The organism is Acidovorax sp. 210-6, assembly GCF_010020825.1.
GTDB classification, from domain to species: domain Bacteria; phylum Pseudomonadota; class Gammaproteobacteria; order Burkholderiales; family Burkholderiaceae_C; genus Simplicispira; species Simplicispira sedimenti.
Genome location: NZ_JAACJE010000001.1, coordinates 482429 through 504900 on the forward strand (window position 1 = coordinate 482429; position 22472 = coordinate 504900).

The 22472-nt window shown below is 68.6% G+C and carries 22 protein-coding genes; 4 read left to right on the plus strand and 18 right to left on the minus strand.

All coding sequences use genetic code 11. From position 1 onward, the window contains the following. The first annotated feature begins 271 nt into the window (after nucleotides 1-271). Genes GWK50_RS02295 through GWK50_RS02305 form a run of 3 tightly spaced genes read left to right on the plus strand, consistent with a single transcriptional unit; the run spans nucleotide 272 to nucleotide 1983 of the window. Complete coding sequence (locus GWK50_RS02295; protein ID WP_162015107.1) at nucleotides 272-784, plus strand: DUF1569 domain-containing protein; 513 nt, start codon at nucleotides 272-274, stop codon at nucleotides 782-784. Beyond that, nucleotides 784-1125, plus strand: a complete 342-nt coding sequence (locus GWK50_RS02300; protein ID WP_162015108.1) for a hypothetical protein — start codon at nucleotides 784-786, stop codon at nucleotides 1123-1125. The genes GWK50_RS02295 and GWK50_RS02300 overlap by 1 nt, the downstream gene beginning before the upstream one ends. A 15-nt stretch (nucleotides 1126-1140) precedes the next feature. Then, complete coding sequence (locus GWK50_RS02305) at nucleotides 1141-1983, plus strand: creatininase family protein (protein ID WP_162015109.1); 843 nt, start codon at nucleotides 1141-1143, stop codon at nucleotides 1981-1983. 25 nt (nucleotides 1984-2008) lie between these two features. On the opposite strand, the gene GWK50_RS02310 is transcribed toward GWK50_RS02305, so the two are convergent. From GWK50_RS02310 to GWK50_RS02360, 11 genes are all read right to left on the minus strand, one after another. After that, nucleotides 2009-2680 carry a response regulator gene (locus GWK50_RS02310; protein WP_162015110.1) on the minus strand — a complete coding sequence of 224 codons (672 nt, stop codon included), beginning with the start codon at nucleotides 2678-2680 and terminating at the stop codon, nucleotides 2009-2011. Continuing rightward, on the minus strand, nucleotides 2661-4151 hold the full coding sequence (locus tag GWK50_RS02315; protein ID WP_162015111.1) for a HAMP domain-containing sensor histidine kinase: 1491 nt from the start codon (nucleotides 4149-4151) through the stop codon (nucleotides 2661-2663). Before GWK50_RS02315 ends, GWK50_RS02310 begins: the two co-directional genes overlap by 20 nt. Nucleotides 4152-4190: 39 nt before the next feature. Continuing rightward, complete coding sequence (locus GWK50_RS02320) at nucleotides 4191-5414, minus strand: serine hydrolase domain-containing protein (RefSeq protein ID WP_162015112.1); 1224 nt, start codon at nucleotides 5412-5414, stop codon at nucleotides 4191-4193. 102 nt (nucleotides 5415-5516) lie between these two features. After that, nucleotides 5517-6188, minus strand: a complete 672-nt coding sequence (locus tag GWK50_RS02325; RefSeq protein WP_162015113.1) for a histidine phosphatase family protein — start codon at nucleotides 6186-6188, stop codon at nucleotides 5517-5519. Between the two features lie 68 nt (nucleotides 6189-6256). After that, entirely contained in the window at nucleotides 6257-7222 is a 966-nt protein-coding gene (locus tag GWK50_RS02330) for a threonine dehydratase (protein WP_162015114.1), read from the minus strand. An 8-nt stretch (nucleotides 7223-7230) separates the two neighbouring features. Then, on the minus strand, nucleotides 7231-7923 hold the full coding sequence (locus tag GWK50_RS02335; protein ID WP_242455265.1) for a VOC family protein: 693 nt from the start codon (nucleotides 7921-7923) through the stop codon (nucleotides 7231-7233). Next, nucleotides 7920-8783: a PhzF family phenazine biosynthesis protein gene (locus tag GWK50_RS02340; protein ID WP_162015115.1), complete on the minus strand. Its 864-nt coding sequence runs from the start codon at nucleotides 8781-8783 to the stop codon at nucleotides 7920-7922. The genes GWK50_RS02335 and GWK50_RS02340 overlap by 4 nt, the downstream gene beginning before the upstream one ends. A gap of 51 nt (nucleotides 8784-8834) precedes the next feature. Further along, complete coding sequence (locus GWK50_RS02345; protein ID WP_162015116.1) at nucleotides 8835-9698, minus strand: PhzF family phenazine biosynthesis protein; 864 nt, start codon at nucleotides 9696-9698, stop codon at nucleotides 8835-8837. A gap of 40 nt (nucleotides 9699-9738) precedes the next feature. Continuing rightward, nucleotides 9739-10923: a PLP-dependent aminotransferase family protein gene (locus GWK50_RS02350; protein ID WP_162015117.1), complete on the minus strand. Its 1185-nt coding sequence runs from the start codon at nucleotides 10921-10923 to the stop codon at nucleotides 9739-9741. Between the two features lie 106 nt (nucleotides 10924-11029). Next, nucleotides 11030-11986, minus strand: coding sequence for a DMT family transporter (locus tag GWK50_RS02355; protein WP_162015118.1), 957 nt, complete (start codon nucleotides 11984-11986; stop codon nucleotides 11030-11032). A 32-nt stretch (nucleotides 11987-12018) separates the two neighbouring features. Beyond that, complete coding sequence (locus GWK50_RS02360) at nucleotides 12019-12618, minus strand: LysE family translocator (protein ID WP_162015119.1); 600 nt, start codon at nucleotides 12616-12618, stop codon at nucleotides 12019-12021. Between the two features lie 115 nt (nucleotides 12619-12733). On the opposite strand from GWK50_RS02360, the gene GWK50_RS02365 reads away from it, so the two are divergent. Beyond that, the gene (locus GWK50_RS02365) at nucleotides 12734-14197 is read left to right on the plus strand and encodes a PLP-dependent aminotransferase family protein (RefSeq protein WP_162015120.1); all 1464 of its coding nucleotides are present in this window, start codon (nucleotides 12734-12736) and stop codon (nucleotides 14195-14197) included. Nucleotides 14198-14238: 41 nt separating this feature from the next. On the opposite strand, the gene GWK50_RS02370 is transcribed toward GWK50_RS02365, so the two are convergent. The 7 genes from GWK50_RS02370 to flgG form a co-directional block, all read right to left on the minus strand. Then, nucleotides 14239-15474 (minus strand): HDOD domain-containing protein, encoded by a 1236-nt coding sequence (locus tag GWK50_RS02370; protein WP_162017986.1) that lies wholly within the window; start codon nucleotides 15472-15474, stop codon nucleotides 14239-14241. Beyond that, entirely contained in the window at nucleotides 15474-16727 is a 1254-nt protein-coding gene (gene flgL, locus GWK50_RS02375) for a flagellar hook-associated protein FlgL (RefSeq protein ID WP_162015121.1), read from the minus strand. Before flgL ends, GWK50_RS02370 begins: the two co-directional genes overlap by 1 nt. 20 nt (nucleotides 16728-16747) lie before the next feature. Further along, a complete protein-coding gene (gene flgK, locus GWK50_RS02380) occupies nucleotides 16748-18700 on the minus strand; it encodes a flagellar hook-associated protein FlgK (RefSeq protein ID WP_162015122.1) in 1953 nt (650 codons plus the stop codon). A gap of 15 nt (nucleotides 18701-18715) precedes the next feature. Then, a complete protein-coding gene (gene flgJ, locus GWK50_RS02385; protein ID WP_162015123.1) occupies nucleotides 18716-19630 on the minus strand; it encodes a flagellar assembly peptidoglycan hydrolase FlgJ in 915 nt (304 codons plus the stop codon). Nucleotide 19631: 1 nt separating this feature from the next. Next, entirely contained in the window at nucleotides 19632-20774 is a 1143-nt protein-coding gene (locus tag GWK50_RS02390; protein ID WP_162015124.1) for a flagellar basal body P-ring protein FlgI, read from the minus strand. A 186-nt stretch (nucleotides 20775-20960) separates the two neighbouring features. Continuing rightward, complete coding sequence (locus GWK50_RS02395) at nucleotides 20961-21659, minus strand: flagellar basal body L-ring protein FlgH (protein WP_162015125.1); 699 nt, start codon at nucleotides 21657-21659, stop codon at nucleotides 20961-20963. A gap of 27 nt (nucleotides 21660-21686) precedes the next feature. Next, entirely contained in the window at nucleotides 21687-22469 is a 783-nt protein-coding gene (flgG, locus tag GWK50_RS02400) for a flagellar basal-body rod protein FlgG (protein ID WP_162015126.1), read from the minus strand. Nucleotides 22470-22472: the final 3 nt, after the last annotated feature.

A 22472-nucleotide genomic window follows, 5' to 3' on the forward strand; every position in this document is an offset into this window, starting at 1 on the left:
CTGCGGGCTGCTGACCACGCTGCCCGTGGCGGCGGCAGGTTTATTGCTGAATTGGGCGTTTGCGCTTGTCCATCCTGCGGCAGCAGCTATGAAAACAAGAGCAGTGAGACAACGGTGAAGGCTGAAGCGGGACATGGTCGTCCTGTGGGAGCGCAGCGGCGCGCTTTGGTTCCGGGGCTGAACGCGGGGGTAGGCGCCCGCCGCGCAGGCCGTATTGTCGGTCAGCGGCCGCCGCGAGCGAGAACAAGTGCGAAGCCTTACCATGCGCGGCATGAAACGACGCACCCTTTTGCAGGCGCCGCTGGCGCTGACGCCCCTGGCGGCATGGGCCGACTTGCCCAAAGTGGACAACCTGGCAGATGCCCTGCGTTGGCTTGACCGCGTGGCGGCCGCCAAGGGCGCACGCACCACCGGCGCCTGGCCCCTGCCGGCCGTGCTGGAGCACCTGGCGCAGAGCATCGAGATGAGCCTGGACGGCTATCCCCAGCCGCGCAGTGCGCTGTTCCAGAACACCCTGGGCGCGGCGGCCTTCGCCGTCTTCCATTGGCGCGGCCGCATGAGCCACGGGCTGGACGAACCCATCCCCGGTGCGCCCCCACTGGCGCTGCCCGGTGACCTGACCGCCTCAGTGGCACGGCTGCGCTCGGCCATTGCGCGCTTCGATGGGCACAGCGGAGCGCTGGCGCCGCACTTTGCCTACGGCCGGTTGGACAAGGCGCAGTACGCCCGGGCGCACGCCTTCCACATCGCCAACCACCAGGACGAGATCGTTCTGCCCGCCTGATGGCGACCGACCCTGCCGTTGCAAACACCCCCCCGTCCCACGTGCAGCGCGCCTGGGCCGGACTGCTGCGCCACGCCGGGGCCGGGCTGCTGGTGCTCACCGTGGGCCTGGCCGTGCTGACCTGGAGCACCTGGCAACTGCGCTGCGAGAGCTTTGGCTGCACCTTCGTGGGCGTGATCTGGGTGGTGCTGGCCGGGCTGTGGGCCGTGGTGCTGGTGATGGCGTTCGCATTCGGCGCGGCCCAGCGGCGCCGGGGGTTGGGCACCCGCTCCACTGCCTGGGCGCTGGGCCTGCTGCTGGCGCTGGGCGCGGGGCACTTGCTCTACTGGTTGTTGCACTGAACTACCATGGCGGGCATGACCGCAGCCGCCTTCTCCCTGCCCTCGCGCTTCTGGGCCGAGCTCACCACGCGCGATTTCGCACAACTGCAGGCCAGCCCCCTGGCCGCGCAGACCGTGGCCGTGCTGCCCGTGGCCGCCATCGAGCAGCACGGGCCGCATTTGCCGCTGAGTGTCGATGCCACGCTGCTCCAAGGCGTGATCGATGCGGCCCTGCCCCTGTTGCCCGAGCCCTTGCCGGCGTTGTTCCTGCCGCCGCAGGTGGTGGGCCTGAGCACGGAGCACCTGGCCTACCCCGGCACGCTGTCGCTGCCTCCCGCCACGGTGATCGCGCTATGGACCGAGATCGGCGCCTGCGTGGCGCGCGCTGGGGTGAAGCGGCTGTTGCTGCTCAACGGCCACGGAGGCAACGTGGCGGTGATGGACATCGTGGCGCGTGAGCTACGCCAGCACCACGGCCTGCTGGTGTACAGCAGCAGTTGGTTCAGCCTGCCCCAGCCGCCCGAGGTGCAGGCCTTGTTCAGCGCCGAGGAGCAGCGTTTTGGCATCCACGGCGGGGCGGTGGAAACCTCGATGATGCTGCACTTGGCACCCGCCACGGTGCGCATGGAGTACGCAGCACAGTGGCGCTCCAGCTCGCAGGACCGGGCTGCGCAGCATGCAATGTTGGGCGACGGCAAGAGCGCCAAGATGGGCTGGGCCATGCAGGACTACCACCCCGCAGGAGCCGTGGGCGATGCCCGTGCAGCCAGCGCCGACAAGGGCCGCGCCCTGGTCTTGGCGGCGGCGCAGGCGCTGGCCCAGTTGCTGCAAGAGCTGCACGCGCTGCCCGCGCAGACCCTGGCCCCCGCGCCTGGGTGATCTCATCGCCCTGCGGGCACGGCTGTCACTGGTGGGTGCCTTGGCTCACCAGCGCATACCCCACGCCGCGCAAGGTGCAGATGCGTTGGCTGCCCAGTTTTTGGCGCAGGCCGTGGATCTGGTACTCGATGGCGCCATCGCTGGGCGTCTCCCCCAGCCCCCACACTCTGTCCATCAGGGTCTCGCGGGACACCGCACGGCCCCGTGCCAGGGCCAGTTCCCGCAGGATGGCGGCTTCGCGCGGCGTCAGCGCAATGGTCTGGTCGGCAATGCTCACCTGCGCGGTGACTTCGTCCAGACACAGATCGCCCACCTGCCAGCGCTGCTGGGTGTGGCCGCCGCTGCGGCGAATGAGGGCCTGGACGCGTGCGATCAGCTCCTCGGTGGCAAAGGGCTTGATGACGTAGTCGTCGGCACCGCTGCGCAATGCTTTAAGGCGGTCGGCCAGCGCGTCCCGTGCCGTCATCACCAGCACCGGGGTTTGGATGCGCGCGCTGCGCCACTCGGTCAGCAGCAGTTGGCCGTCCCCGTCGGGCAGCGTCAGATCCAGCAAAATGCAATGTAGGTTGCCCTGCGCCGCGTGGCTGCGGGCCTGTTGCGCATGGCGCACCCAGACCGCGGGCCAATGGGTGGCCTGCAGGGATTGCTGCAGCGCGCGTCCCAGGTCCAGGTCGTCTTCAACGAGCAAGATGGCCATGGTTATTCAAGGGAATTCGGATGCAAAAGCGGGCACCGCCCAGCGCGGGGCTGGCGTCCAGGGCCACGCTGCCGTGGTGCGCTGCGGCCACGCGCTCCACAATGGCCAGCCCCAGACCGCAGCCGCTGATGCCGTCGCTGTGCGGGCCTCTTTCAAAGCGCTGGAACACCCGCACACGGTCCTGCGCGGCAATGCCAGGCCCGCTGTCTTCCACCGCAATCAGGGCCTGCGGTGGTTCTGCCGCCAGGCGCACGCGCACCTGCGATCCCGGTGGGGTGTAGCGCAGCGCGTTGTCCACCAGGTTGTCCAGTGCTGCGGCCAGGGCGGGCGCGTCTGCGGGTGCCCACAGCTCGGTGGGTGCGTCCAGATCCAGCGTGTGTTGCGAAAGGGCCGTGCGCGAGGCCTGCATGGCAAGGGTGTCGCGCAGCAAGGCGGCCAGGTCGGTCCGGTGCAGGGCGGTAGCCTGTGGGCCCAGGGTGACCGTGTGGTCCAGGCGTGCCAGGGTGAGCAGCTTGTCCAGCACATTGGCAGCGCGTTCGACGCCGCCTTGCAGGGCTTGCAGGGCGGCAGCGCGCTGCCCAGCGGACGATGCCATGGTCAAGGCATGCGCCTGTGCGTTGATGGCTGCCAGCGGGGTGCGCAGCTCGTGGGCTGCGTCGGCAAAGAAGCCATGCTCTGCGGCGCGCAGCGAGCGCACCCGGGCCAGCAGCGCATTGAGGGCGTGCACCATGGGCGCGAGTTCGACGTGGGGTGGGGCGTTTGCCAGCTCGGTGGTCTCTTGCGGGTCGCGCTGCGACAACTGGCGTGCCAGTTGCGCCAGCGGTTGGAGCCCCAGCCGCATGGCCAGCCACAGCGCCGCAAAAACGGTGGCAACGATCACCAGGGTCGTGGGCAGCATGCCCTTGAACGTCCGGTCCAGCAGCCGCGTGGTGACCTGGCTGGACTGGGCGAACACGGCATAGAGCTGCTGCGCAGGGTCCCAGGCGGCCAGCAGGATCCAGCCCGGGTGCTCTGACCGCTCGCTCGTGGACAGGCTGCCGGGTGGGAAGTCCGGCAGGCTGTCCCGGTTGGCGGAGCGTGCGAGCAAGCGGCCGTCTTTGTGCCACACCTGCCAACCCAGTTCGTCCGGCGAGATCGCAGTGTCCGCCGTTTCCAGGTGCAGGGCGGTGATGTGCTCTGCCGCCGCAGCGATGCCATCGGGCGTGGGGTTCAGGCTGCTGGTGCGCGCCAGGGCCTGGGCCAGCAGCTTGAGGTCGGTGTCCAACCCCCCATTGCCGCGCGCGAGCAGCAGCATGAGGGTCAGCGACAGCAGCACCGCCAGCAGCGCGCCAAACACCAGCAACTGCACGCCCAGCAGCCGCTTGAACAGGGACGGGCGCAGCAAGGCGCTGCCCTGCAGGCGCGCGCAGGCAGCCCATGCCTGGGTCCGCAGGGAACCATGGCGCGGTGGCTGGGGCGCAGGGGTGGTCATGCGGTGCATTGTGTCGCACGGTGTGCGCTGCGGCAGGGGTCAGCGGCGGTAGTGCCGGCGCATGCCTTCCATCAGCGCGATCAAAGCGGTGCTCACCCACGGGCTGCCGCCGCCTTCGGCGCAATTGGCCCAGAGGTGGCCGCCGCCCAGGCCATCCCAGTCCACCCACGCCAGCGACTGGAATCCCAAGGTGCTGCCGTCATGGACCAGCATGGGCGTGGCCACGCGTTTGCGGGCGATCCAGCCCATGAGGTACTCCTCGTCCTGGGCTGCGCGCAGGGCGCCCAGATAGCTGGCGGGCAAGGGGGTGGGCTGGCCCGCCATGGCGCGCATGTGCCATTGCAGCCACAGGCCATAGTCGGCTGCGCTGAGGTGCAGCGAGGTTCCCGCAGGCGCCATCAGACGCGTGAGGATGTCGGCCAGCGGGTCGGACGGCTGGTGGACGCTCAGTTTTCCGGGGCTGCCGAAATGGCCGGCCACCGGCAGGCTGTCGCCAGTGAAGGGGTCGCGCCAGGGGTGCTGCATGCCCAGGGGGCGTGCCAGCTGCGTGGTGAACAGGTCTTCGTAGCGCTGGCCCGTATGGGCCTCCACAATGGCGCCCACCACCGTGTATCCGGCGTTGGAATAGGCATAGTCAACGCCGGGCCGGATCCCGGCCAGGGGCGCCTGGGCCAGCACCCAGCGCGCGAACAACTGGCGCTGCGCAGCCACGTTGTCAGGGATGTCCTCCCCGAAACTGTTTTCCAGGGCCTCGACATCGGCGCCGCTCTGGAACGCCATCAAGCCGCTGCGGTGCGCCAGCAATTGGCGCAAGGTGACGCTGCGGTACACCGGCCGCATGTCTGCCGCCAGCGCAGGCAGCATCTGCTCCAGCGTGGACTCCCAGCGCAGGCGGCCGCTGTCCACCAGGCGCGCGGCCAGTGCGGCCGTCATGGCCTTGGTGGTGGAGCCAATGGCAAACGGATCGCTGGCCTGCACGCTGCTGGCCTGGCCCAGGCGCCGAACCCCCGCCGTGCCCAGCTGTGGGGGCTGCGAGGCTGTGCCTTCAAAGTACTGGCACAGCGCGCCGACGATGCCTTGGGCCACCGCCGCCTTGGCGGCCTCTTGGGCGCTGATGTCTGCGGGGCCAGAGGGCGGGTCGTCGTCACCGCCGCCACAGCCGGTCAGCAGGCCACCCAGGCACGCGGGTGCAACGCCCAGCGCCGCCAGAAACCTGCGCCGATGAAGGGACGTACGGGGAGAACGGGGAACAAGATCGAGCATGAAAAGCGCCTCCAAACGATGGTGGCGCCATGGTCGGCCCGCAAGCTTTGGATTGGCTTTGGACGCTGCCGCCCAGGTGGCGGACGGCTCGATGCTCCGGTTTCAGGCGTGGGTGACCAACGAGGCATGCTCCGCAGCATGCAGGTGCGGCAGGGTGTTGAAGGTTTGCAACATCAGCCGCTTGGGGCTCACGCTGAATTCGGTGACCGCGCTGTTGCGGATGCGCATGTTCAGTGCAATGGTCACCTCGGGCGCGGTGCCCAGCACTTCACCCACGGCAGTGGAGATGGGGCCGCCGCTGCTGACCAGCAGCACGTTCTGGTCAGCGTGGTCGCGGCGCACCTGGTCGAGCACGCGGCGCACACCGAGTGAGAAGTCCTCCCAGCTCGGCATGCCCTGGGGGCTGATGACGCCGGCCATCCACTGCGCAATGGCGTCGCACAGCAGGCGGAAGTGGTGGCGGTACAGCTCGGGCGTATTGGGCTTTTGCAGCGGCTCGGTGTGGATGGCGCGGATCAGCGCCAGGCTGTCGTATTCGTCCAGGCTGGGCAACACCTGTGGCGCAGGCAGGCCGGGCAGGCCCTGGGCGATGCCGTCCAGGGTCTGCGCGTGGCGGCGCAGCGTGCCCATGAGCACGGTGTCAAAGCGCTGGCCGTGCGCAAGCCAGTGGGCGCCCAGGCGCTGCGCTTGCTGCAGGCCCAGGGGACTGAGCTGGTCGTAGTCGTCTGCGCCAAACGAGGCCTGGCCGTGGCGCACGAGGTAGAGCGTTCCCATGGGGCGCGATTGTGGCGGCGCAGGCGGCTGCCGCCTTGTCACGCAAGCGACGGGGGCGCGGCATTGCCTTACCGCGACAACACTTCGCTGAACACGGGCGCATCCACATTGCCCCCCGTGAGTGCCAGGCCCACGCACAGCCCGCGCAGCGATTCGCGCTCTTGCAGCGCGGCGGCCAGGGCGGCGGCGCCTGCGCCTTCGGCGACGTTGTGCGTGTCGGTGAACAGGGCGCGCATGGCGGCGGCAACTTCGGCATCGCTGACCTGCACCACATGGTCCAGGTGCGGGATCAGGATGTCCAGCGCCGCCTGGTCGGCCACACGGCAGGCCATGCCATCGGCCAGTTGCGTGGTCACCGGTGCTTCGATCACCCGGCCTGCGGCGATGGAGTCGGCGTAGGTGGTGGCGTGGCGGCTCACCACGCCCACGATGCGCACGCCGTGGCCCAGCGCACGCTTGGCGGCAATGGCTGAGCAGGCGCCCGAGCCCTGGCCGATGGGCACATAGACCACATCGAGTTGCGGTACCGCGCGCAGGAATTCCCACCAGTAGGTGGCCACGCCGCGCAGCAGGTCGGGGTGGAAGCTGTGCACCATGTGCGCGCCGCGCTCCTGGGCCAGGTGCAGGGCGTGCTCGCGCGCTTCCTGGAAGTCATCGCCATGCTCGACGAGCGTGACGCCCAGTGCGCGCATGGCAGCGTTCTTCTCCAGCGAGTTGCCGCGCGGCACGACGATGGTGCAGGCCACGCCATGGCGGCGCGCGGCCCAGCCCATGCTCTGGCCGTGGTTGCCGCGTGTGGCGCTGATGACCTCGCGTGGCAGCGGGCCGCGGCGCGCGAGCTGGTCGAAATAGGTCAGGCCGCCTCGGATCTTGAAGGCACCCACGGGTGTGTGGTTCTCGTGCTTGAGCCAGCACTCGGTGCCCAGGCGTTCGCTCAGCAGGCCCCAGCGGTACTGGGGCGTGGGGGGGAAGTCGCGGTACACCACTGTGGCGGCGGCTTCGATGTCGGCAAGGGATGGGAGCAGGTGGGTCATGGGGGGCATCAAGAGGTCAGGGTCACCAGGCCATGCGGCGTGGCCAGCGTGGCGCGCAGACAGGGCTGCGCAGCGGCTTGCACGGCCGCCTGCCCGTCCAGGCCCATGGCCTGGCAGGCTGCAGTCAGGGTGGGGGCCTGGGGGTGACGTAGTTCCAGCGACTGCAGGCGTACGCTGCTTTCGGGCAGGGCATCGCAGGGGTGCTGTGCGCCCCATTCGATGAGTGTGGGCAGGCAACCGTCCAGCAGGCGTTGGCCGTCCGGGCGCACGGTGATGCGCCATTGCAGCAGGCCCTGGGGCGTGGCGCGGCTGGCGCTGAGGATCTCGCCGCGCTCCAGGCCTTGCGCGGCCAGTGCAGCGCAGGCGGCTGCCGCATCGGGCACGGCGGCCACCCAGTGGATCAGCCGGGGGCCGTGCTGTGCCACCTGGGCCTGCAGGGCCTTGCAATCCATATCAAACCAGCGCTTTGCGCCCGTGGATATTGCGGGAGTAGCTATTGGATTGATAGCAATGATCTCTAGGTAGGCGCGCGGGTGTGCCGGGCCGCTGAGCTGCAACAGCCGGTTGTGCGTGCCCATGAGCGGGTGCTCGCCCCCGGCGGCCGGGGCCACGCCCAGCGTGTGCTCGCACCAGGCGGTGCCACTGGCCAGGTCGGTGGCCAGCACCACCAGGTGGTCCACGCAGGGTGCGCGCGGGATCACAGGCGGACTTCGCCGCGCATGCAGGTGACGGCCTGCCCGCCAATCCAGGTCTGGGCGCCTTCCTGGTCCACATGCACGCGCCCGGCGCGGCCCAGGGCTGTGCCCTGGCTGACCACGTAGCTGCGGGGTGCCAGGTGGGCGGGGATGAGCCACTGCGCCAGCGCGGCGTTCAGGCTGCCGGTGACCGGGTCCTCGGCCAGGCCGTGGTTGCCGGGGAAGAAGGCGCGCACTTCAAAGGCGCAGCCGTCGGCGGCCTGGCGTGCGGCGCTGCGCGGGCCCACCACGCCGATGGACAGCCCGCCCAGCGTGGCGGGGTCGGGCCGCAAGCCCAGCACCTGCTCGGCAGAGCGCAGCAGCACGGCGCGCCAGTGCGGGCCGTTGTGGCACCAGGCGTGGTGCACGATGTCGCTGCGCGCCACCCCCAGGCCGCGTGCAATGCGTTCCACATCCACCTCGTCCAGCGGGCCGCTCTGGATCAGCGGTGGAGCGGCAAAGGCCAGGCGCTCGCCGTCCTGGCGCAGCGTGACCAGGCCCACGCCGCATTCCTGCACGACGCGACCAGGCGTGCGCGGTTGCCCGCCCGCCTGCAGCCAGGCATGGCAGGTGCCCAGCGTGGGGTGGCCCGCAAAGGGCAACTCGGCGCCGGGGCAGAAGATGCGCACGCGGTAGTCGGCCCCGGCGGCGCGGCCCTCGGGCGTGGGCGGCAGCACAAAGGTGGCTTCGGACAGGTTGGTCCAGTTGGTGAACTGCTGCATGGCCTCGGTGGCCAGGCCTTCGCCATCGAGCACCACGGCCAGGGGGTTGCCCAGGTACGGCGTGGCGGTAAAGACATCGACTTGCTGGAACGGGCGCTGGCGCATGGAGGCTCCTGTGGCAAAAGGGGGGCAGGACGTCAGATCGTGAACACGTTCTCAGAGCAGGGCCGTGCCCTGGATGCAGGTCACACTCTGGCCCCCCACCCACACCTGACCTAGCTCGTCCTGGCGGATGTGCACGCGCCCGGCGCGGCCAAGCCGTTCGCCCTGGGCCACCAGGTAGCGCTGCGGCGCCAGCCCCTCGGGGATGAGCCACTGCGCCAGGCTGCCGTTGAGGCTGCCGGTGACCGGGTCTTCGGGGTTGCCCATGGGCGCGGCAAAGGCGCGCACGGTCACACCGGGGCGGCTGGTGTCGCTGGCGGTGGGGGCCACGTGCACCACGCCCACGTCCTGGCCCAGGTCCTTGAGGCGGGCATGGTCGGGTTGCAGGCCCAGCACCAGTTCGGCGCTGGGCAGCAGCAGTGCCAGCCAGCGCGGTCCGTTGTCCAGCACCTGGGCTGCCAGCACCTGCTGGGGCCGCAGGCCCAGCGCGCCGGTCACCAGCGCCAGCAGCGCGGGGTTGGGGGTGCTGCGTTGCATGGGGGGCGCAGCAAAGGCCAGCAGCCCATCGCTTTGCTCGATGCGCACGAGGCCGCCCGCACATTCCTGCACGATGGAGCCCGGCACGCGCGGCGAGCCACCGGCTTTCAGCCAGGCATGGCAACTGCCCAGTGTCGGGTGGCCGGCAAAGGACAGCTCGCCGCCCGGGCTGAAGATGCGCACGCGGTAGTCGGCCCCAGCGGCCAGGCCCGCCTCGGTGGGCGGGAGCAGGTAGGTGGTTTCCGACAGGTTGGCCCAGGTGGCAAAACGCTGCATGTCGGCGTCGCTCAGACCCTGGGCGTCCAGCACCACGGCCAGCGGGTTGCCGTCGCCCGGGCGCTGGCTGAAAACGTCGATCTGCTGAAAGGCGCGTTCGGGCATGGGCGTGGCTCCTGGGCTGGCGGGGCGTGGCGTGGGTCGGTCAGGCCTGCTGGGCGGCGCGGATGGTGGCGGCCAGTGCGGCAATGCCGGTGTCGATCTGGGCGGCGCTGGCCGTCACGAAGGACAGGCGCAGCGTGCGCGCGTCCGCCTGGTCGGCATAGAAGGCGGCGCCGGGCACGAAGGCCACGTTGCGCTCCACGGCCTGGGGCAGCAGCGCGGTGGCGTCCAGGCCTTCGGGCAGGCGCAGCCACAGGAACATGCCGCCCTGCGGGCTGTTCCAGTGCACGCCCAGGCCGACCATTTCGCGCTGCAGCGCGGCCAGCATGGCGTCGCGCTGCTGCTTGTAAAGCGCGCGGATGGTGGGCACATGGCGGTCGAGGAAACCGCCCTTGAGCACCTCAGCCACCATGCGCTGGTTGAAGCCGGGGGTGTGCAGGTCGGCCGCCTGCTTGGCCTGCAGCAGTTTGGGGAACACCGCCTTGGGCGCGACCACGTAGCCCAGGCGCAGGCCCGGTGCCAGCACCTTGGAGAACGAGCCCAGGTAGATGCAGCCCTCGGGGTTGCGCGCCGTCAGCGGGCGCGGCGGCGGGTTGTCGAACCACAGGTCGCCGTAGGGGTTGTCCTCGATCAGCGGCAGGTCCAGGGCCGCGGCCTGCTCCACCAGCGCGGCGCGGCGCGCTTCGCTCATGGTGCGGCCTGTGGGGTTCTGGAAGTTGGGCAGCACGTACAGGAAGCGCGCCTTGTCGGCGCCGCTGCCCACCTTGGCGGGCAGCTCGTCCACGACCACGCCTTCATCGTCGCTGGCCACAGCGGCCACCTGAGGCTCCATGGGCGTGAAGGCCTGCAGCGCGCCCAGGTAGGTGGGTGTTTCCACCAGCACGCGGCTGCCGGTGTCGATCAGCACCTTGGCCACCAGGTCCAGGCCTTGTTGCGAGCCGGTGGTGATCAGCACCTGGGCAGGGTCCACGTCCCAGGGCAGTTGTTCGGCAATGGCCTCGCGCAGCGGGCCGTAGCCCTCGCTGGCGGCGTACTGCAGTGCGCTGGCACCGTCGTGGCCCAGCACCACTTCGCAGGCCTTGGCAAAGGCATCGACCGGGAAGGTCTTGGGCGAGGGCAGGCCGCCAGCCAGGCTGATGATGCCGGGCTTTTCAGTGACCTTGAGGATCTCGCGGATCACCGAGGGGTTCATCTTGGCGGCCCGAGCGGCCAGGGTCCAGTGGGTCATTGCAATCATCTCCAGTTGAGGGTGCGCTGAGGGTGGGCGCAGGTTCGGGTTTGCGGCCATTGTGTAGCCGACCTGCAAGCTTAACCTTGGCGCGGAAAAATAGGATTCAGGGTTTGCCACGCACGGGCATGCGCCTTCCGGCCAAAACGGTAGCCATCACTGCCAGGCCGAAGCCCAGGCTCACAGCGTCCAGGCGCTCACCCAGCAGCGGCACGGCAAACAGCATGCCCAGGAAGGGCTGCACCAGTTGCACCTGGCTCACGCGCACCGTGCCGCCCAGCGCCAGGCCCCGGTACCAGGCGAAAAAGCCCAGCCACATCGAGAATACCGCCACGTAGCCGAACGCGGCCCAGGCCGAGGCGGGCACGGGCGCTGCGGGCCAGGACAGCAGACCCAGCGGCAGCGTGGCGGGCAGCGAGATCACCAGCGCCCAGCAGATCACCGTGTCGGCGCGCAGGTGCTGCGACAGGCGTGCGCCGTAGCCATAGCCCACGGCGGCGCACAGCACGGCGCCCAGCAGCAGCAGGTCGGCCGGGTGCAGCGCCAGCCCTGCCGTGCCCGAACGCAGCAGTGCAAAACTCACCACCAGTGCCGCGCCCAGCAGCGCGCAGGCCCAGAAGCCCCCCGAGGGGCGCTGGCGGTGCAGCAGTGCGCCCACGGCGGCGGTGGCCAGCGGCAACGCGCCCACGATCACGCTGGCATGCACGGCGCCCACATGGCGCATGGCGATGGAGCTGAGCAACGGAAACCCGAACACCACACCCAGCGCTGTGAGGGCCAGCGGCCCCCAGTCGGCCCGGCGCGGCAAGGGGGCATGCTGCGCGATGAGCAGCAACGCGGACAGCACCCCGGCCACCGCCGCACGCCCCATGGCGATGAACAGGCCCGACATCAACGGCGCCTCGGGCGTGCCCACGGCCAGGCGCGTCATGGGCAGTGTGAGGGCGAAGATCGCCACGCCCAGCAGGCCCAGGGCCAGGCCCCGGGTTTCTTGTCGGTGCAGGCTGGAGGCCTGGGCAGGGCCAGGGCGCAGGGGGGCGCTGGCGGGGGGCGAGGTGCGCATGGCGGGCTCCGGGCGGTGGTGGGGTGGATGGGTCAGGCGGTCGTCATCCAGGCGGCGGTGGCGGTCAGCACGCCGGCCATGGCGCGGTTGAACCACAGCAGGCGCCGACCTTGGGCCAGCCACTGGCGCAGCAGCGCACCGGTGGCTGCATAGGCCAGGTTGCTGAAAAATGCGAACAGCAGCATCACCGGCAGCACCACGGCCAGGCGCTGCAGCGCGTCGGGGCGCCCGGCGATCCAGCCCGCCACGATGGTCAGCGCCAGCAGCCAGGCCTTGATGTTCACGAACTGCAGCAGCGTGCCCTGCCAGAAGCCCACGTCCAGGCGCGCGCTGTCGGCAGCGGCCAGACTTGCCGTCTGGCTCAGTTTCCAGGCCAGCCACAGCAGGTAGCCAATGCCCACGGCCTTGATCGCCAGGCGCAGCATGGGCGCTGCCAGCACCAGTGCACCCACCCCGCCTGCGCACAGCAGCAGCAACGCAGACCAGCCCACGGGCACGGCGCAGACAAAGCGCATGGCGTGCGGCAAGCCCCGGTTGGCCGCCAGTGCGGTGGACAACGTGGTGTTCGGGCCGGGCGAGAAGCTCATGGCCGTGGCGAGCAGCAGCAGGGCGGTGAATTCGGACAAGGGCATGGGTTGTGTCGAACAGTTGTATGCACTGTAGGGCCAATTTCCGCTACAGTTCCAACACAGTTTTTCTGACAAATCACCGAACTGTGCTGGTGCACAGGGCGGTACAGCTTGCGCCATGCTCATCAAAAGCCCCCACCGCACCCTCACCGACCAGCTCGCCGAGCGCTTTGCCGAACGCATCCGCTCGCGCCTGCTGCCTGCCGGTTCGCGCCTGCCCTCGGTGCGCGACTGCGCGCGCCAGCAGGGTGTGAGCCCCTACACCGTGGTGGCCGCCTACGACCAGTTGCTGGCCCAGGGACTGGTGGAGGCACGGCGCCAGCGTGGCTTCTATGTGCGGGATTTGACACAAAATCGGGCTGCAGGGCAATATGGACAAGCGCAAAATGCTATCAAATCAATAGCAAATGAGACGGAGCGGCCGGAGCCTTTTCCGCTGCCCTCGGGTTCGCAAATCCATGCCACGGCGCTGATCCGGGGCATGTTCCACCAGGGCTCGGGCAAGCCCCAGCCCGGTGCGGGCGTGCTGCCACCGCAGTGGCTGGAGGAGGCACGATTCATGCCGGCCGCGCTGCGCAAGATCACCGCCGGGCGAGCACTGGCCTCGGGTGCGCTGAACTATGGTGAACCCCAGGGCGATGCGGGCCTGCGCCAGGTGCTGGCACGCCGCCTGGCTGATCTCAACATCCCGGTGCACCCCGCGCAGATCATGACCACCGTGGGCGCCACGCAGGCGCTGGACATCGTGAGCCGCACGCTGCTCAAGGCGGGTGATCCGGTGATGGTCGAGGAGCCCGGCTGGTCGGTGGAGTTTGCCCGGCTCGATGCCCTGGGCATGCGCGTGCTGCCCGTGCCGCGCCGCGCCGAGGGCCCCGACCTGGAGGTGATGGCGCGCTACTGCGAGGCCCATGCGCCCAAGCTGTTTGTGAGTGTGAGCGTGCTGCACAACCCGACCAGCTACTGCCTCACGCCCGGCAGCGCGCACCAGGTGCTGCAACTGGCGCAGCGCCACGGCTTTCATATCGTCGAGGACGACACCTACAGCCACATCGCGCCGGAGCACGCCACGCGCCTGTGCGCGCTCGACGGCCTGCAACGCACCATCTACGTGAGCGGCTTTGCCAAGATCCTGGCGCCGAGCTGGCGTGTGGGCTACCTCGCCGCACCCGCAGAGCTGTGCGAGCGGCTGCTCGACACCAAGCTGCTGTCCACATTGACCACCCCCTCGGTGCTGGAGCAGGCCATGGCGCTGTGCATAGACCAGGGCCAGCTGCGCCGCCACGCCGAGCGCATCCGCCTGCGCCTGGCCCAGGCGCGTGAGCGCAGCGTGCGCCTGGCGCTGCAGGCAGGCTGTCGCTTCGTGGCGGAACCTGCGGGCCTGTTCGGCTGGGTGGACACCGGGGTGGACACCGATGCACTCGCTCAGCGCATGCTGGATGAGGGCTATCTGCTCGCCCCTGGGGCGTTGTTCCACGCCAGCCGCCAGCCCAGCACGCTCATGCGCATCAATTTCAGCACCACGCAGGATGCCGCGTTCTGGTCCGTGTTCGAACGCATCCGCGACCAGATGCCTGCGGCATGAAACCCGCGCGGGCAGCCGCGCAAGGGCCGCCTCGCCGCGCCTCAGGCGGGAGTGCCCCTTCGTGTACTTGCCAGGGTCCGCAGCAGGATGCGGTTGATGTCCTCCTGCTCCATCTCGTGGTCCGTGCAGAGCTGGTGGATGGCGCTGGCGTCATCGGTCTCCAGGGCGCGGGCCATTTGCAGGCAAGGGGCGTAGGGGCCGTGGTTCATGACGATGGCGTCAAACACCCGGTCGGACAGGGGAATGCGGTGCAGGATGGTGCCCACCGGTTCGCCCAGCAAATCGTCCAGTTGCGACAGCAGCCCGCACAGGTACACCTCGCTGCGCAGTTCGTGCTGCAGGCCGGGCTCGATGAGTTGCTCCATCAGGCGTGCGCGCAGCACCATGGACTCGCGCACCGGGCGCAGGTCGGCCTCGGTGCTGGCGTGCGGGAGCTGGTCGCCCAGCCACTTGCGGATGGAGCCATAGCCCATCATCACCAGGCCACGGCGCAGCGAGTCGATGCCCGTACGCAAGCCCAGCGAGGCCGAGTTGGTATAGACCATGAAACGGTAGGCCAGCAGCGGGTCTTCGCCCAGGATGCCCTCGAACACGTCGAGCGACTGCTCGGCGTCGATGGCCTTGAGCAGCTTGAGGATGGTCGCGTGCGCCGGCTGCATGGGCTGGTGGCGCAGGCTGTAGAGCACGTCCTCCTTGGGCCAGCCGGCCAGGGCCACGGCGCGGTGTTCATCCAGGCAGTGGGACATGAGCGCACGGCTGGCAATGTCTTCGTACATCTGCCCGTCGATCACCGGGCTGGTGCCCTGCCCGGGGGGGTGGTGGGTGCCGGGGCGGGCCGGGGGCGATGCCTGCAGCGCTGCCATGGCTTCTTCGGGCTGCAGGCTCAGCAGGCTGTTGTCGAAGCAGCGGGCCACCTCGGGCTCGGGCAAGCGACCCAGCGGCCCGCGCCACACCAGCCGCAGGCCGCGCTGGTGGGCGGCCTGCACCTGGGCAAACAGGGCCGAATCGCCCAGCCACTGGCCGGGCACCAGAATCCAGGGGCTGCCGCGCGGTGCGTGTTCCAGCAGGTCGCTCAGCAACTGGCGTGACAGCGGCGAGATGAGCAGTGGCGGTGAGCTGGCGGACCACATTTCCTGCACGGTGCGCAGCAGGTGGGGCGCATCCACGCCCACGGCGGCTGCCTCGCGCACGTACAACTGCACACCGGCCAGCGAACGCGCTGCACCCCACAAAGGGCGGTAGCCCAGAACCAGACTGCCAAGGACGGATTGCACTATCAGGAAATGAAGTTGAACAGCGACATCTTCTGAACCATGGAGTAGGACTTGAGCGCTGCCTCGTAACCCACCTGCTGGTTCTGGAAGTCCGAGATGCCCTTGATCATATCCAGATCCTCCGCCCTTGAGCGGTCGCCTTCGAGCTGCGTGGAGCGGGTTTCCTGGTTGCCCGTGATGCGGTCGGCCCGGTTGAGCAGTTCGCCCGCGTAGCCGCGCACTGCCTGCATGCGCTCCAGGCCGCGGTCGATGTTGGCCAGCGCCTGGCCCACGGCCTGCGCTGCGGCATTGCTGTGGGGGGAGCCGCCAATCTCACGCACGGCGGTGTCCATCACGCTGAACACGCTGGAGCTGGGCTCCAGGGTCACGGTGTCGCCGTTGGCGGGCGTGCCCTTGATCTCGAAGCTCAGGCCCGGGATGGTGGTGATGCCAATGGTCACCGGCTTGTCGGCCGGGAAGTCGGGCACGGTCACCGGCGGCAGGCTCACGGCCGTGGTGGTGTTGGTGATGGTGTAGGTGGCGGTGAGCGTGCCCGGTGTGGCCCCTGGTCCCACGCCGCTGAAGACGACCTGGTAGTTGTCGCCCGTCACCAGCGAGGGGTCGGTGGTGGTGATGGCGGTGGTGCCAAACTGCCGATCCGGCGGCGTGGTGCTGATGCTGGCGTGGTACACGCCATCGCGCTGGGGGCGGAACATGAAGGCCGCATCGCCATCGAGCGTGAGCGGGATGGACACGGTGTCTGCGGCCGATTGGCCGGGCAGGCCCTCGAAGCTGTAGCCCGGCGGCGGTGCCAATGGCCCCAGGAAGGGCTGCAGCGCGCTGCCCAGGCTGTTGAACAGGGGCAGTCCGTTGGTGTCCTTGCGGTTGGCCACGTCGATGAACTGGTCGCGCAGGCTTTGGATTTGCTGGGCAATGGTCTTGCGGTCGTTGGGGGTCAGCGTGCCGCTGCCCGCCTTGACCATGAGTTCGCGCATTTCCTGCACCAGGTTGACGGCATCGCCCAAAGAGCCTTCGGCCTGGGCGATGGCATTGCGCTGCACTTCCAGTGCGCGCTGCTCGGTCTGAATGCGGGTGATGCGGGTGAGCGCGCGCTCGGCCTGGGCGGCGGCCACCGGGTCGTCGCTGGGGCGCACCACGCGCTTGCCCGAGGTCAGGTTGTCCTGCAGGCCCACCAGGCTGGAATGGCGCTCACCCAGGTTGCGCAGGGCGTTGTCGTACATGTTCGCGGTACCGACGCGCATGAATGTGTTGCTCATGTCAGTGCTCCTTGCGCGGGTCAGCGGCCCATGCTGGAAATCAGGCTGTCAAAGACGTTCTGCGCAATCTGGATCATCTTGGCAGAAGCCTGGTAAGCCTGCTGGTATTGGATCAGACGCGCGGCCTCTTCGTCCAGATTGACGCCGGAGACGGCGGTGCGGTCGCCTTCGAGCTGGGAGGCGATCTTTTCCGACACCTGGGCGGCAAACTGCGCGCTCTGCGTGCGTGTGCCCACCTGCGCCATCAGGCCGGCGTAGCCGTCGGCCAGGGTCGCATCGTCAAACATCTTCACGTCGCGCAGGCCCAGCAGTGCACTGGCGTTGCCTGCATTGCGCTTGTACCAGTCGCCGTAGGCGGGGTCCAGCGCATTGCCGATGACCACGGTGTCCCCCGCCGCCGGGCTGCCGCTGAGCGTGATGGACCAGCCCGTGGGTGGCACGGCCGTGTCGTAGTTGATGGGTTGCCCCGACACGTAGTTGTGCACCACGGCGCCCGTGTCCGAGCGCGTGTAGGTGTTGGGGCCGGTGAAGGTCAGCGTCACGGGCACCGTCGCTCCGGGCGGGTTGGTGAGCGCCTTCAGGCTCGCCATCTTGAGCTGCCCGGTGTTGTTGGGGCCCAGCGTGGCGTTCACTGGGCTGGCCGCCGCCAGGTCGCGCGGCGAATACACCATGGAGTCGATGTTGTTGGCCGCGCCCTGCAGCGAGTTGATGAGGAAACGATCGCCCGCCACCGGTGCACCGGTGATGGTCAGCGCCAGCCCCTGGTCGGCAAACAGGGCGTTGAGGCTGGTGTAGCCTGGCGGCGGCAGCGCCGGGCCGAATTCAAAGAACTTGCCGTCCGACAGGCGCTGCACGCTGCCTGCGTTGGCCGCAGTGAAGCTGATCTCGTAGTTGGATGCAGCCAGCAGCGTGGGGTCGGACACGGCCAGTCCAATGGTGGCGCCGGAGACATTGGTGCTGGCGCCGCGGGCATCGGCCAGTGCGATGGGGGTGAACAGGTTGCCGCCGACCTGGCCATCCAGCGTCAGGCCCAGCCGGTGCTGGGTGTTCATCGATTCGCTGATCGCGACGGCCATGCGGCCCAGCAGGTTGCGACCCTCGGCCAGGTCGCTGTTGTTGAAGCGCAGCAGGCCCGCCACTTCGCCGCCGCCCAGCATGCCTTCGTTCAGCTCGATGGAGGCGCCCCCAGCGGTATGGAAAACGACCTTCAAATCCCCGCTGCCGGGGTACAGGCTGGCGTTGTCGATGCTGAGGGTGGCGGCCGTGGTGCCCAGCACCAGCGGCTGGCTGGAGGCCACAAACACGCTCATGGAGCCGTCGTCGGCTTCGACCTGCGTGGTCTGCAGGTAGCGGTTGAGGTTGCGGATCAGCGTGTCGCGCTGGTCCAGCAGGTCGTTGGGCGGCTGCCCGGAGCCCTTGGCGCGTGCAATCTGCTCGTTCACCGAAGCCAGGCTTTTGGCAATGGTGTTGATGTCGTTGATCGCGCCGTCCAGTTCGTAGCGCACCGTGCTCTGGATTTCGTCGAGGCGCTCGGCCGCGGTGCGCATCCGGCCCGCGGTCTCATCGATGCGCGTGAGCACCAGGTTGCGCGCCGACAGGTCCGTGGGCGCGGTGACCACGTCCGAGAAGGCGTTCATCATGTCGTTGATGGCTGCGCCCAGGCCCGCGGTACCACCGGCGAACACGTCCTGCAACTGGTTGAGGCGCGTGGAACGGATCGCATCACCCGCCGACACCGACGCCGCCGAGGCCGCCTGGCGCGTCAGCAGCTCGCTGTGGTTGCGGATGATGGTGTCAACGTTGACCCCCTTGCCGATGTACCCGCCCCCCGTGAACTGGCCCTGCACGGTGGACAGCACCACGCTCTGGCGTGAATAGCCCGGCGTGCTGACGTTGGCAATGTTGTGCCCCGCCGTCTGCAAGGCCACCTGGTTGGCCAGCAGGGCCCGGGCACCGACGTTGAGCAGGCTCATGTGCTTCTCCCCAGCTTAGGCCAATGCCCGCTGTGCCCGCAGTGCGCTGTTGATCGCGCCGCTGAGCTTTCTCGCGTACTCGGGATCGGTGGCGTAGCCCGCCTTCTGCAGCGCGGCTGCGTAGGCCACGGCAGAGCCTGTCTTGGCGACGGATTCGGCTTTCTCGTAGCGTGGGCTTTCCTTGATGAGGCGTGCGTAGTCGCGGAACGACTCTTCGTAGGAGTCGTAGGCGCGGAACTTGGCCGTCACCTTGCGTGGCTTGCCATCGATGTACTCGGTGGTGGTCACCTCGGCCACCTTGCCCGTCCAGCCCTTGGTGGCCTTGATGCCGAACAGGTTGAACGAGTCGCTGCCATCGGCCTTCTTGATGGCGCTCTTGCCCCAGCCGGTTTCGTGGCCTGCCTGGCCCAGCATGAAGGCGGCGGGGATGCCGCTCTCCTGCGCTACGCGCTCGGCGGTGCCGCTGAGGTGCTGGACGAAGGCGTCGCGCCCGGTGGGGGCGGGGGTGGTGGTGACTGGGCCGGATGTGGGCGCGCTGTTCTTGAGGGCTCCGCCCAGGCTCAGGGTGGAAGGGGTGGTGGCATGGCTGGCCGCCGCAGGTTCCACACCCATGGCCTGTGCCAACTGGCGGGCAATGATCTCGGACAGCCCGCCAGGTTGGCCCGACATCTGCACCGAGAGTTGCTGGTCCAGCATGTCCGTGCCCAGGTCGCCATGGGCGCCGTCGAGCAGGCCGGATTTCATGGTGGCCTCGCGCATGCTCTTGATCATCTCGCGCATGAACAGCGACTCGAACTGGCGCGCCGCCTCCTTGGTGGCGGCGGGGTCGTTCTGGGTGGCGTCGCGCTTGAGGTTTTGCAGCGACTGCACGTCCGCCGCCAGCCCTTGGCCAGCGTGCAGGGGGTGCGAGGAGGACAGGGAGAAGGCCATGCTAGATCACCTCCAACTCCGCGTTGAGCGCACCTGCGGCCTTGATGGCCTGCAGAATGGCCAGCAGGTCTTGCGGCGTGGCGCCCAGCCCGTTGAGCGCGCGCACCACGTCGGACAACTGCGCCGATGCTGGCATTTGGATGATGTTGCCCGGGTCCTGGTTGATCTGGATATCGCTTTGTTGTGTGACCACCGTCTGGCCTTGTGACAGCGGTGCGGGCTGGCTGATGACCGGGCGGCTGCTGATGACGATGGACAGGTTGCCGTGCGCAATGGCGCAGGGCCCCAGCGTGACGGCCTGGTTCAGCACCACCGAGCCGGTGCGCGCATTGATCACCACCTTGGCCGAGGGCACCATGGATTCGATGGGCAACTCCTCCAGCTCGGCGATGAAGTTCACGCGGGCGTTGGGGTCGTTGGGCGCGCGCACCTGCACCGTGCGTCCGTCCAGGGCCTGGGCACGGCCCTCGCCCATGCGGGCGTTGATGGCCTGCGCCACGCGGCGTGCGGTTTGAAAATCGGATGCGTTGAGCCCGAGCGTCACGCTGTCGCCCTCGTGCAGCGGCGTGGGCACCGAGCGCTCCACCTGCGCCCCTTGCGGAATGCGCCCGGCACTCAGGTGGTTGATCTGCACCTTGCTGCCACCCGAGGACGCGCCCGCGCCACCCACCACCAGGCTGCCTTGCGCCAGGGCGTAGATTTCGCCGTCGGCGCCGCGCAGCGGCGTGGCAATCAACATGCCGCCCTTGAGCGACTTGGCGTTGCCCATGGAGGACACGTTCACATCCACAAACTGGCCCGGCTGCGCAAAGGCGGGCAGTTGCGCCGTCACGATCACGGCCGCCACGTTCTTGAGCTGCAACTGGCCCGTCAAGTTGGGCGGCAGGCTCACGCCCATGTTCTGCAGGTAGTTCTGCAGCGACTGGGTGGTGTAGGGCATCTGCGTGGTCTGGTCGCCCGTGCCGTCCAGACCCACCACCAGGCCGTAGCCGGTGAGCTGGTTGCTGCGCACGCCCTGCACGGCCGCCACTTCCTTGATGCGCAGCGCCTGGGCGGGCCAGGCAGCGCACAGCGCCAGCACGGCCAGCAGCGGCCCGAGTAGGCGGCGGACGTTCCAGCGGAAGGAGTGGGGCGTGGCTTGCATGGCTTTGATTGTGGGAGCGATGCGGGATTTCTAAAACCCGAAAAGCGGCTCCTTCACCGGCCATTTGGTGCAGTGGCGGGGCTGTTGCCCGCACCCACCTGTTGCCTCAAAAAATACAAGCAAAAAATGCCCGCAGCGCTTATTTATCAGGCGCTGCAAGCTATGAAAATGATAGCAAATAAATGCTCAGAACGGCAGAATGGTCATGAAAAAGCGGCCCAGCCAGCCCATGATCTGGGCCTCACTCTGGGCCCCGCGGCCGCGCGACTCCACGCGCACATTGGCCACTTGGGTCGAGTTGACGATGCTGCCGGGCTGCAGCAAGCGCGGGTCCACCGTGCCGGAGAAACGCAGCACGTCCACGTTCTGGTTCACGCCGATCTGCTTTTCACCCGCCACCACCAGGTGGCCGTTGGGCAGCACGTCGATGACGGTCGTCGTGATCGAGCCCTCGAACTTGTTGGCACTCTCGGTGCCGCCTTTGCCGGCAAAGGCATTGCCCGACTTGGCGGCCAGCTTGGTCTTGTCGGTGAAGGTGGAGCCCACGAACGGCAGCGCCGTGATGCCGCCGGACACATCGGAACTGCGGTCCACAGTGGAAGAAGACTTCTGGCTGGCGGTGATGTTCTCGACGATCTGAATCGTCACCATATCGCCCACCATGCGCGCGCGCCGGTCTTCGAACATGGGGCGGTAGCTGGCCTGCTGGAACAGGCTGCCCGTGGCAGGCTGCGGAGCCATGCGCGGCTGGGTGGTCAGCGCTGGTGGCGTGGTGGGCAGCACGTCCACCGGCGGGGCGGGCGAGAGGCTGGCGCAACCGGCCAGCCAGGCGGCGCACAGCAGGGCGCCCAGGCGCAGGGCAGAGGGGGAGAGCAGGCGTTTCATGGTGTGGCTCCGTGGCGCAAGAGAGGTTCAGAGCTGGCTGAGCTTGGCCAGCATCTGGTCGCTGGTCTGGATGGCCTTGGAGTTCATCTCGTAGGCGCGCTGGGTCTGGATCATGTTGACCAGCTCTTCCACCACGTTGATGTTGGACGACTCCAGGAACCCCTGCTTGATGAAGCCCAGCCCGTTGGTGCCGGGCGTGCCCTGTTGCGGCTGGCCCGAGGCGGCCGATTCCTTGAACAGGTTCTGGCCCACGGGCTCCAGGCCCGCGGGGTTGATGAAACTGGACATGGCCAGGCTGCCCAACTGTTGCGGCTGGGTGTTGCCTGCCACGATGGCGGAGACCACGCCGTCCGCGCTGATGCTGATGCTGGTGGCCCCTTGCGGTACGGTGATGCCGTTGGCCACCGGCAGGCCGCTGGAGGTGACCACGCGGCCCTGGGCGTCCACCTGGAAGGAGCCATCGCGCGTGTAGCCGATGGTGCCGTCGGGCATGGTGACCTCGAAGAAGCCGTTGCCGTTGATGGCCACGTCCAGGCTGTTCTTGGTTTCCTGCAGCGAACCCTGGGTGAAGTTGCGGCTGGTGGCCACGGTGCGCACGCCCAGGCCCAGGTGCAGGCCGGTGGGCAACTGGTTTTGCTCGGTGGTGTTGGCACCCACCTGGCGCAGGTTCTGGTAGATCAGGTCTTCGAACACCGCGTTGTTGCGCTTGAAGCCCGTGGTCGAGACGTTGGCCAGGTTGTGTGAGATCACGTCCAGCTGTGTTTGCTGGGCAGTCATGCCGGTCTTGGCAATCCAGAGGGAATTCATCATGGC